The 13,621-nt window shown below is 38.4% G+C and carries 3 protein-coding genes; all 3 read right to left on the bottom strand.

Annotated elements, in window-relative coordinates:
* Complete coding sequence (locus VXS03_RS05375) at positions 1–3,267, bottom strand: hypothetical protein (protein ID WP_327762409.1); 3,267 nt, start codon at positions 3,265–3,267, stop codon at positions 1–3.
* Positions 3,268–3,355: 88 nt separating this feature from the next.
* The gene (locus VXS03_RS05370) at positions 3,356–3,838 is read right to left on the bottom strand and encodes a hypothetical protein (protein WP_327762408.1); all 483 of its coding nucleotides are present in this window, start codon (positions 3,836–3,838) and stop codon (positions 3,356–3,358) included.
* 474 nt (positions 3,839–4,312) lie between these two features.
* Complete coding sequence (locus VXS03_RS05365; protein WP_327762407.1) at positions 4,313–13,282, bottom strand: GEVED domain-containing protein; 8,970 nt, start codon at positions 13,280–13,282, stop codon at positions 4,313–4,315.
* Positions 13,283–13,621 lie beyond the last annotated feature (339 nt).

The following is a 13,621-nucleotide window of genomic DNA, read 5'->3' as shown; positions in this document are numbered from 1 at the left end:
TTAATCAATCTTCACTACAAAGTTACCAACAGCTTTATCACCAGGAACAAGTGTTCCTACAGTAAAGGTAACAGTGTCACCGCTTATCGCACCAGTAACGTCAGTACCAGTAGTACCATCAGGGTTACACAAAGGACCTAAATCATCAGTCTCTAAAGGATATGTTGCATCAGCAAGTGCTACAACAGTGCCTGAATCTGTCGTGTTACGACAACTTACTAAGCTACCACCCGCATGAAATTGAGAGTACTCAGTTAATTGGTCTGTAATAACAGTATTTAGCGCATTAGATGTACCTTCATTAACAGCAATCAGTTTCCAAACAACACACTGTCCAGGTTCAACATTTGTTGTTTGCTCTTTTAAGAAGGTCTTATCTGTATCAGCCACACCATCACAATCAGTATCTAAATCAGCATACTTATAAAGACGGACCTGACCTTTTACAACCTCAGAGTTATCTTGACCTTGAGCTGTCACTGTTGGATCTATTGTTGATACAGCAGTAATTGTTGTTAGGTTATTTGTACCAGATGTTGCATCTGTTGGTGCAAATACAGTGACTTCCATTGGAATAGTTTCACCAGGCTCTAACGTTAGTGTTGGAACTGTATCTGAACCATCTGTTGCATCACACGTTACTTCTACACTTGCAGTAGAACCATCCGCTTGTTGCACAATAATTGGTGTCGTTACAGGAGCATCACACAAATTACCAACTTCAGTATCAGGCGTACCATCACCATCAGTATCAACAGTAATTGTATTATTAAATCCAGTCATATTATTACCTGAACTTAAATCAACAGTTTCAGTTGTATTACCATTGTTACCTAACGTGTGGTCATAAGTAACACTACCACCTGGTTCGATTTGGTTGCTTAATGATGCAGGCGTAATATCAATACTTGCATCAGTTGCGACATCAAATGCTTCAACCTTACGGTTAGATGCATTAGATGCGTCTGATGTAGCAACAAGTGAAATGATATAATCCATATCACCATCACTATTAGCATCAATCGCTGCCGTTTGATCGCTATCAGCTAAAGCTTGAGTTGGATCTGATGGAATAGTAATTTCAGCATTTACCCATAATACAGCGCCAGCAGGAATGGTTGGTGTCGATGTAATAACATTGCCTGTTGCAGCAATATCTACCGTACCATCTGCATCAGTATCAATACCATTATGTTTGAATACTACAGTCCAGCCCGTTGGTAATGCTGTTTCCCAACTTGTACCGTTATAACTACCTTCAGCACTTAATAGGAATGAATCTGAACTACCGCCTTCATTAGCAATATAGATAGGCGCAATAACAGTTGAACCTAAAGGCTCATCATTAAAGACCGTTGCTACATCTGCACTCGTAAGCACACCACCGGCGAGAAGCACAGGGTCGACATCTACAGCAGGATCAATAGTAGTAATTGCGATGTTTGCAATATCAACAGTAGGACCTGTAATATTATCTAAACGCTCAGTTTTACTATCAGTCTTAGTTGCATCATTGAAAGAAGTTGCCGTTGTTGTTGCTTCAAATGGTGTTGGAGAATCAGCAGCATCTGATGGCAGATTGGCAACGACACGGAACAATGTCTCATTACAATTGACAGTAATACCATCAATAGTTACAGCGGCATCGATACATGTTGAAGGATCAACAGGACCACTATCAGGTGTTACATTACCGTTAGTATCAACAAGTTGTGCTGTACCATCCGCATTCCAGTATTCAAATGTTGTTCCAGTAGGGAAGCTCACATTTGCAGTCGAAAGATCAAAGCTATCGGTAGTATTACCGTTATTAATGATCTTGTTATAGAAGAATACTTCACTACCAGCAGCAGCTGAATCTACTGTCTGAATATTATCATCAGTACCATCAGAGTCACCACCACCTGATGTTCCTGTTTCAGTACCAGTATCGGTAATACCTACACCAGTAGTCGTCGTTGTAGTTGTTGTGGTTGGGTTTGATGGATCGGGACCTGCAGTTGTAGGATCTGGATCATTACACTCACCAGCATCATCGTAGTCACCATCACCATTAAGATCTGAACATGAATAAGCAACGTTACCTATTTCGGTATCACCCATCATTGTCTCAGGAGAATATGCAACATAAAAAGTCATGGAGATAGTTGTATTTGACGCTAATTGATCATCAACAGCATATACACCAGGTACTGCAGTATCTGTAGTAGTGCCATTACTGTTAAGATCTAATCCACCATCAATTTGATTTTCAGCGGTATCATTAGTGCCATCTTGGTCTAAATCAACTCCATGTGTAGATTCATCAACTAAATTAGCTGCAAAACCAATGGGTGTATCACCATTAACAGTTAACAAACCACTGCTTGATGCATCATATAGCCCACCAGTACTACTCGCGACATATACTGTTCCTTCGGGAATACCATCAAAGATAACCACATCTTTAGCGTCTGTATTACCTGTATTAGAAACGGTTACTGTGTAACGAATTAAACTTAACTCTCGGTTTGTACCACCATCACCATCTAAATCAATACCTAAAGCGGTTTCCGTACCAACATTCTCTAAGTGCGTCGCTGATTTGGTAATATTAACCACGGCATCATTAGTCACTGTAATTAATGATGCGTTAGTATCAGGTAATACATCATTGTTATCACCAATATCAGTGACAGAGCCATCAATAGGAGCAAGTGTACCATCATGAGCTTCTGCTTCTAATGTCACACCAAGTGTATCGCCAGGAACGGCTGTTGTAGGTACTGCAGCTGCAAGCATTAAGTTCATTTGCTCACCAGCATTTAGGGTAACAGTATCACCAGAAGTAAATTCGGTTTCACCCGCATCTGGTTGACCATTATTATTTCCATCATTGAAGAGCTTCAATGTGGTAGCATCAATCGTATCCGTTCCCCGCGTATCAGTTCCTGGAAGATTTTGCGCAAATGTTAATGTATAAGTATCAGCACCATTACCTGTATTAGTTAATACATGAGGTAAATATACAGTTTGACCAGGAGAGCCAGTAGTATTGAGATCCTGCTCAATCGTTGCACTATAAATCTGAGCTACAGTTACAACCGCTTCATTAGATGTCGCGGTGTAACTATTTCCAGATTCATCTTCATAAGTTACTGTTGCTAAGTTTTTAATATCAGTTCCGGCGGCAGTAGCTGCAAGGGCTTGGCTAGATAGTAAACCTGCACCTACCGTTATGAGTCCCGCCGCAACCCATACACTTATAGGTTTTAAATGCGTATTCATAAAGTGGTTACCTTTTAAGGTCATTAATTTAATTACGATGTGTATAAATACCCTTGCAAAAACGCAGGGCGGTACATTTACTTAACGTTTATTTAACTTCGATGCGATAAGCAAAAACTTGTTTTTCCTTAGCATTAATAGGTGTTAATGGTATCCAACGAACTGCGGTATATTTTTCAGGTGGAATAATAATCTCAACTTTTTTTCCATCTTTCATTATTTCGCGTTTCACTGGCTCTTCTTCAAATGTTTTACCTCCATCAATACTAACTAAAAAATTCGATTTAATTTTTGTGTTACTTGTATTGGCAATATAAAAAGTATTTTCAGGAATAGGTCCTGTAATAATTAAGCCATTCAAAGGCTTTTCGCTATTATTTGTGTAAGTTAACTTATATTCAATTTTATCTTTTGGTACGGCTTTCTCTGCTTTTACTAATTTCTCCTCTCCTTTATCATTTACTTCAACTATATATGCATCCATTTTACTTACTAGTAAGTTATCATCTTTCGCATAAACAGAAAAAGACATCATCAAACAGCCAATCACTATCAATAATAAATTTTTCATATTACACCTCATCCTTTATGAACCATGAAATATATATAATGCGATAAGCATGCCAATAATAAATATTTTTACATCGTTAAAAAACAATAAGTTAATCACGTACGCTTATTTAAAAAGCAAAACAAAAAAATTAATTATAATTTTGCGAATCATTATTTAAATGCGAAATGAAAAGTCAAAATCAAAAATATAAAGTTATAACTATTGAACCATAAGATAATGTTTTTAAAAGTAGAACATTTTACATAGCGTGTATTATGAAAATAACAACTTAACTTAAAATAAATCCAATACCAACTTCTGATGTGAAAACGATTATTAAATATCAATTTATTTGATAACTTTATTGATTAATTTCTTAATTAAACAACAACTGTTTTATATTTAACACATACTACATTTATCAATGTAAAAAAGAACCATGTCGATATTTTATCGTATGGTTCTTTCCTAAAATATTAGTCAATGATGATGTTATTTTATTTTTATTAAATAAACAGCGGTTCCTTGATCTCCTGGAGCTAAAGCGCCCATCATATTCCAGCGCACCTCCCCCTCATAATCTACAATATTTGCCCCATTAGTAGTAACAGGTATACAAGTGAGTGACGTTGGCACATTACCCGAGGTACAATCTATTGCTTGAGAGAGCCCCGTATAACTTGGCGTACTATCAAAAATACTTAATTCAGTTAGATCACCATCTCCAACGTTAGTAAAGGTTATAACGTATTCCAATATATCCCCAGGGCGGCCATTATTACTCACTCCAACAGCCGTTCCTTGAGTAATATTTCGTACCGTTTTCTCAAGCTTTAACTCGCCGGCACCACGGAACGTCGCTCTAATGGTGTCTTTATCTAACACTTGACGCGCAATACCGTGTCCCATTCCCGCACTATCACTAAAAATCATATCTGCTGCTATATCGTAATGATATTGAGCATTAAGTGGCGCATTCGCTGGCACAAACACTTTACTTAGTAAACATACTGCTGTATTACCATTTACTACTGTCGGATTAATAACTTGAGCATCCGCACCATCTATTATTCCATTACAATTATTATCTAAATAAAGAATGGTACTCCAACCGTCATTTGCTGGAGCGACCTCTTGATTTATAATGGAAAAGTTCACACTCCCCGAGGTTGCAGCTGTAAACTTATGTGGGAATAATACTGCCTTTCCGGGTTCAACTTCACTAAAATTATCGGGTTCCATTCTTGGCTCACGTACCTTACCAAAATCAAGACCACTGATATCATCCCCCGCACTGGCGTTAACAGCCATCTGACTATCAATCACACTGGTACTGGTCACTTGTGGGATCGCAGTGACATTAGCTTCACTAATATCAATCCAATCCGCTTGTTTAATCACATCTAGTAGTAAGTTTTTACCTGAAAAATCAACTCCCAGAATAAATTTATAGCTACCATCCCCCGACGTAATGTCCGTGGCTATCACATCACCCGTCGTCATTCCCGTAACACCAGCATCATTAAAAGTTACGGTAACAGTAAAGTTACCTAAACCCATTTCAGTGCCGTCTTGAATACCATCGTGCGCTGCTATTGCACCACCAACACCATTATCTTCAAACACCACGCCACTTAAAACAATCCTATTGAGCAATTCAAATAAATGATCTTCGACTTCACCATCAACGGCTGCACCATCAAAGGTATTACAGCTGTTAGCACTAGAGCACAGACGCACTCGCATCACAGTATTGCCATTAAACCCTTCGGCACTGGCAGCATCTAACGTTATTGCTATATTATTATTTCCTGCTGTAACAGCTTGATCATTAATTAATAATTCATTGCTATCTGCAAAATCACCATCATTATTTAAATCGACCCAAATACTCACAAACCCATTACCCACTACTTGAATCGGTAATGTGGTGCTGGTTTCTACAATGATTTGAGCGGGTATCACTAAATCTTCATCATCCTGCCCATGGGTATCATCCCCTGTTGCATCAGCACTGATCCATTGTGTAAATTCAGGATCCCAACGAGAGCCAAGCGCTAAATCTGCCACACCATCTAATGCCGCATCTAAATAAGCATGGCTGGCTTGGCCATATGTTGCAGCTGCATCACCATAATCAGTCGAATCATAACAACCAGCACCATCATTACCTTGCAAACTACCTTCATTTGATGCTGTCAAATATTCAACTTCTTGGGTCATCACGTTAATACGATAAACGACGGCACGCTCATTTAAGTCGATGGTACCATCTTGGTTTGCATCATGATTACCACCATTCGTCATCGCATAAAGACTAATTGCGTTATCAATAACTAAGGCTCCCGCTTGTAGTTTGCCATTGGTATCTAAGGTTGGCTCTGCACCAAAATAAGTCAGTGGTTGTGCTGTAACAGCCCCCGTAGATAGATTCACGATATAAAGGTTATCGCCATTGAGATCGACCAAATAGCCCAGCCCTGATTGACTGCTTATCGCTAAATCAGCACCTACCTCAATCGCACCACCACCATATGACCCGCCCATAGTTGCAATGTCTAGCGGAACCGTCGTAAATGTCTGTGTATTAAGATCAATCTTAACCAATGAATCCCATACAGTTCGCCATACAATCAGATAATTACCATTAGCTGTTACATCACCTGCGGTCGGGGCGCTCAATACGGTGGAAGTGGAGCTATATCCACTATGGCGTAATGAATCGCCTGTCGCAAAATCAAAACTTTCACCATCTTGTAAACGACGAATAGTCGTTGCTGATTCAGCCCGAATTTCACCTAAATCAATAAAGCTGGTACCCGTTTTATCTGTCACAAATAAATGATGAATTCGATCAGTTTGGGACATATCTGTAAAGGTACCGTAAACCAACCCATTGACCCGATTAAACCCTAATGCATTAATATTATTTACATTAATCTGATTTGTAATAGCAATGGGATTAACAATATCGGTAAACGTGATCGGATCGACCGTCACATTCAAAGAGTTGTAACTATAATCTGTTGCCGCAACAGGTAAGCGTGTTTGTACAATAAGATCACACTGATTATTGCCCACAAGATCTGATATCAATACGCGATAATCTTCGACTTCACCATCGTTAGCTAAGCCGACGGGACTATCACAACCGACATCACTACATAAGCGAACCCGTAAATAACTGTAACCAACAATAGCACTCGCTGGTATCAGTACACTAAAACTGTTATTACCTATTGATGCTGAAACTTCGGTAATGATTTGTTCGCCTGCATCATCCCAATCCCCATCAAGATTAAAATCAAGCCATGCATATAAACGTTGTCCTGTACTGGTGCGTGCCGCATCTTCAGCAACATTTACAGTAATATCAAGGTTTTCACCTTTCGTCGCTGATAAAACAACCGTCACGCCATCTTCATCATCAAAGTTATCATCATCATCAGCAATCGCACCAATATTTTGCAGATCACCTAAATCAGCATCCCACAAATTACCCATACGTAAATCGATAAAGCCATTATCATCACTGTCAACCTGTACATGTGCCGCACCATCATTTTCATAAGTCGTGGTGTAGTTATTTATTCCAGTGCCAACAGTGGTATCAGGTGCGTCACCTAAATCACTCCCTAATACATTAGGCGCTTTAGTAAAACACCCTTTTTGAAGGTTATAACCATCTCCAGTGCTGCCCGTAAAACCAAACCGCACCATGTTATTACCAATATCATTACGAATATCACGAGTAAACTGACCAACCATGATGCCATCGAGATAATAAGTAAACTGATTGGTCGAAGGATCCCATTCAAACTGTGCAATATGATAGCGACCATCTTCCAGCTCTCCTCCCGCAACTGAGGTTGCGGAAATAAGCGTATTAGCAGCATCTGGAGTATAGACATCGCCATTAAGATAAACGCCTGTATGGTCTATATATTGCCCACCCACAGCATCATCTGTCGCTCCTATAAAAGTATTATCAAAGGTATCAAATTCAAACACGACCGATGGTGAAACAGGCGTTGCACCAAAAATATCACCAACTCCTAACCCACCACCAAAAGCACCAAAGGCATTCAGATCTCGTGAATCCGCAGATAGCACAAACGTCATACCATCAGCACCACTCTCAATGCCATTGGGACAACCGGTATTACAAGATCTATCACCTAGATACACAGCCAGTTCGGCATACATAGGTTGATTTAAATCAATATACTCATAACTCCACAAATACCCTTGTTGATTAGTCATATTAGGCGTTACAACATATTCACCATTTGCGGCCAAATAAGCATCGCCGCCTTCAAATACAACGGGGGCTTCACAAATATTAGGTTGTACTGTATTAGAAATAATAGGGGTTACTATGTCGGTATCATCTTCACCATTACCAAAACCGTTATTAGGGATTGAATCATTATCGTTGATACTGGTTGCTATGATTTCGGCATTGATTGCAGGTGCCGTAAGTGACTGAGGAGCTAAACGAATAACGGCATAATCATCAAAACCTAACCCTATGGCACCGAGATCTAGTTCTCCCGTTAATGAATCATACGTGGTTATTTCTGTAACACCATCACCAGCATAAGCTTTAACAAAGCTGTACCCTGCCGGAATAGGAAGCGTTACTTTGGTATTAAGTGCTACCGTTGACCCCATGTTTTCAACACTAACCACCACATTAAATGGAATACCTAAGGTTACATTCACACTAGGATCCATCGCTAACGTTAATGCCAAATCCCCCGGTGGTTTTAATGAAATCATATGATCTTCAACTTCACCATCACCTGAACTTCCAGTTGGACTATCACACGTTTCCGAGCTCGAACAAATCCGTAAACGTACATAGCTATCCATAATTTGTACATCAGCAGGGACGGTGAAATTAAGTAATGCATTACCTGAAGCTATAACGTTAGCCGTTTGTTTTTCATCAGCATCAAAAGTACCACTGGTATCAAAATCAACCCAACCATATAAATTATCATTGCCTGAAGTCACCACTGGCACAGTTAACGACACAGTATCGCCACTGACGAGAATCGTATTGATTGTTGGTTGAATAAATCCATCTTCGTCATCGGGTGTTATTCCATTAGTATCATCACCATCAGCTGCCATTGTTGGCTGACCATCATTTTCATTATCAGGCATGTTAGCTCCTAAATATGGCAAACCAACCTCAGTTTGATGTCGAGGTCCATCTTCTGTCAATTCAGTGAAATAGCCATCTGAAGTCGGTGCATCAGCCCAATCTAGAGGTACTGGAGCATAACGACAACGCGCACCATCATTACCAGCAGCTGATGCATTCGTTTGAGAAAAAAGAGTAGCGGTATAACTGCCCGCAGGCTTTGATCCATTCAATACATCAACACGATAGATTCGGCCGGGATTGGGATTTTCTGAAATATAGAAATACCCTTGATCATCAAAATACATCGCACCATATGGTCCATTAGCGATTCCAGGTAATACGCCCAATGAAGTACGAGCACCTGTCGTAGGATCAAATCGATATAGTGTTCGTGAATTATTGCTTGGAACAGAATAAATAAAACCATCAACCGGATTAAACGCAATATCAGCATAATTTAAATTTGTCGTTGGTAAAATGCCAACTTGAGTTAAATAGGTTTCACTGTTTGGATTGGTATCAAATAAATAGAAATTACCGCTCTTATGCGCATATAAAATCCCATTATCATCAATATCACCATTATTAGCAGCACTTGGCATTGTTGAATTAGAGATAGGTAATGAATGACTGTTATAGGCATTATCAAATAGATTTAAAGTATTCGTTCCTTGTATTCCAGCCAGTGTATTTGTCACCATTGAATATCCGACACCAGAACCAGCAGTTACGGGTGACGTCAATAAATTAACCGATCCTGTCGCTAAATTAATGGCATTTAATTGGCTAACACCACCGCTACTTTGAGTCAAATAAGCGGAAGATGAACAAATATCAAAGGAGTTAATCACAAAATCAGCAAAGTTTATATCAGTTAAAGCGCCACCTATTGCTGTAACCGTCTTAACATTGGCACTGCTCGATTGATACGTGGCAGGATCCCCTATAGTACCGCCAGCATAACTACCTGTATTGGTATCTAATATAGGCGCCGTTGGTGGACAAGTTGGAGACGCAATATTGGTTTCATTAATAGTTTCATAGACTTTATAAGTGCCCGTAGCCCCAACAGTTAGAGTATATGCTCCCGTTGTTGCATCTGCCGTCGTTGCATAACATAGGCCTGTCGAGGGATTGTAGGCAACGATCGGGACTCCAATACCTAACCCAGTTTCAGTTCCATCTTTAATACCATTTGTTGGCGTACCACCACCATCTCCATCATCATCAAATACAAAGCCTGAGATTTGTTGTGCAACAGCGGTAATGAGATAATCTTCTACCTCACCATCACCTGCAAGCCCTATAGATGAATTACAATCAGCATCAGAACAAACTCGAACACGTAAATAAGTATTGCCAAGTATTGCATTTATCGGAACAGCTATCGTATAACTTTGAGTAGAACTCGTCGCTGCTATATCGGAAATAACCTGTTCATCACTATCAAGCCAATCACCGTCTTGATTCCAATCAGCCCATGCATATAATCGTAAGCCGGTTAACGTTGATTCAGGATCTTTTGTTATTGTTATTGAAAGAACACTATTACCACCACGAACAAAGCTATTAACCCAACTAACACCATCTTCATCATCACTGTCTAATATATCATCTGCATTTGCCGCGATATTTTGTAATGTCCCGTCATCACTATCCCATAACGTACCTAATACAATATCATTTTGATTATCTGTATCAGTATCATTAAAAGCATGGCCTGCACCACCATCATCATATAATGTTTGATAATCACCCGTAGTGGTTCCAGTAGATGTATCTGGCGCATCACCTAAATCATACTCATCCGCTTGAAATATCGCGCCACCTAATGTACTAAATAACAAACGAACAGAATGAACAGAAGCATCATTAATAACACCAAGCCCCCATTGCACTCCAATACCATTATCGGTGCCAGGATTAGTATTTAAAGTGTTATCGAGTAAAAATGGTGCCGCATTTAAATTAGATCCAATCATGGTGGAATATGGACCAGAAAAATAACGATCCCAAGACTTATCTAATTCCATATATCCCATAAATTGATCAGTCGCAGTATAGTTTTTGGTTACACCGACTAATGAATATGGTCCTGTATCTGGTTGATAATTTGCTGAATTATATGGAATCGCAAATGCAGCGCCTGCATCACCACCGTTTAAATAGGTATCAAACCCTTGTGATAAACCAATACTAGAATTATTTGAACCATCTGCTGAGTCAATACAATATTGTTGATCGAAAAATTCATCGCCATTGATGTAAGTAATTTTCGTCACAATACGAATATCACTATTATCAAACAAGTTATTACCATTACGATCCCAATAACGTGAAGACCATATAATATAAGGATCTGCCGTTGCTCCACTACCCGTTACATTACTAATTAGATAGTCTTTATAATTACAATATTCTCCGCTACTACCGTCATTGACATGCATAAAAGGAAATGTCCCACCACATGAATAAGACGTGTATTGATATGATTGACGACCATCATTGTATCCAACCCCATTACCACCTGATGCAATATGATCAATTCGAAGCGGCGTACCATTGATAGTGATAAATTCTGTAGCCGTTTTGGGTGTTGCTCCCGCTAAGCCTGAAACATCACAACTGGCAACAACATCACGAAATTCGACATCACCATAACCTGTGACATCATTATCTGAATCGAGGAAATTATCAGTTTGAGTATTATCAAAACTTCCGTTTACATCAATGTAATCATCACCATTATCATAGTTATTATCTAAGCCATTATCGCCAACAATTCCAGAAAGTGTTAACCCCGCTTCAGTAGTATCGTCACCACCTTGATTATCAGAATTCAAGTCTAAATAATCTGGATTGTCAGTAGTATCTGTATTGACGGGTGTTAACCCACTTGTTGGAGTATAAGCTGTATTTAAACCATTATTTGCTGCGTAATTTGCAGGGTTATCATTATTAGAAGAAATATAACTCGTGGTTGTCTGCGCTTCGATATTATCAGGAATACCATCTCCATCAGAATCTAAGTCTAAATGATTAGGGATGCCATCATTATCGGAATCGATCATCGATGTTGGTGTACAATACGTTTGCCCAGAAGCACCGCCAAGATTAATGGTTAATCCCTGATTCCCTCCGGCATATTCATTAATATATAAACGTAATTTATCCCCCTCGTCGAATTGAATATTCGTTACCCCAGGAGAAGGTTGTGTCCATGCAGCAGTACAAAATAAAACAGTTTCCGTACCATCAGCAGCTATTTTTATACCCATTTTACTATCGTGAGTCGTCCCTGATGGTAGAAGATCATAAACCCCGGTTTCACCAGCATTAAAGGTGTGCTCATGACGAACAATCCAATGCGTTCCTGTTGGATTAGAGCCAGTTACATTACCGCCATTATTATTTAATGTTGATAATAACGTAGATGCTCCAGCATTATACCAATCAACTCTTAATTCCCCAGGGAACTCATCCATCGTGCCCGATGCAATCTCTGTTACTGACGCAATCCCAAGTTGGTCACCACAGCTTGGCCCACTACCACCTTGATAAACTTTTATATCCCAAGCACTTTCAAAAATAGGAGTATTAGAACAAGAATATCCCTCTACTGTATCTAATATTCCATCATTATCATCATCAATATCAACAGCATCCATAACACCATCAAGATCGGTATCGACCGTTAATGGATCATAAGTTGCCGGATCATAAAGAATGCCTGAATAATTTTCATAAATAGTCGGAAGAGAGGATAAGTATTTAGATTTTTCATGTGTAATATATTCTAAATTCCAATCACCACCTTTAATTTTATTCCCTGTCGAATTAATTGAAGCTGCAACAGATGCCCCTGTATATTCAGCAATTTTATCAATTAATGCTTTACCATCCTCATTTTTTGCTACATCACAACCCAAAATATTAATATGGCCAGAAGCAGATAATTTCTCACCAATAAAATTTAATTGGCTTTTATAATCATCAATATTCTCAAGTGTTAAAATCTCTTTATTTAATATGATTTGGCCATTTTCACCATGAGAAACAAGATCAATCACATCGTATTTATTATCTTTTAATTTGTCATTAATCAATTTAAGACTATCTATTTCGAAATATTTCATACCAGATAAAGTAAAATATTTCTTATTTTCAACGTTAAGATCAACTAAAACAATTCTTTCTATTTCATTTTTATGAAAAATATTTTTATAAATAAACAATACTGAAGTTATAAATAGAACACTAATCAACAATCTATTTAGACTTATTTTTTTTAAGTTCTTATAAAACATGCTATATCCTTACTTCATGTATGCTATTTAAAAATAACTATAAATACCGACTTACCATATGTACTTCCTATGTAACTCATACCTGTAAACAAAAAATTAAACTGTTATATTCATCTCATCTAATAACTAAGCATCATCCATGCCAAAAAAAAACCATTTTAAAACAAGCAATATATTATGCTTATTTCAAAATGGTTTTTATTTTTAGAGGATGCATTGCATAACAAGAATATCAAATTGGAGCCGTACTTTAATTTTAATAAGAGCGGTCATACTTTTAAATATTCTGATTCCTACGATAAAATAAAAATAACGATAATAAAAGATTAAAACTCCCAC

It is taken from the genome of Photobacterium sp. S4TG1 (assembly GCF_036040035.1).
GTDB lineage: Bacteria > Pseudomonadota > Gammaproteobacteria > Enterobacterales > Vibrionaceae > Photobacterium.
The sequence above is the reverse complement of the archived record's forward strand: the minus strand, read 5'-3'. Positions and strand labels throughout refer to the sequence as shown.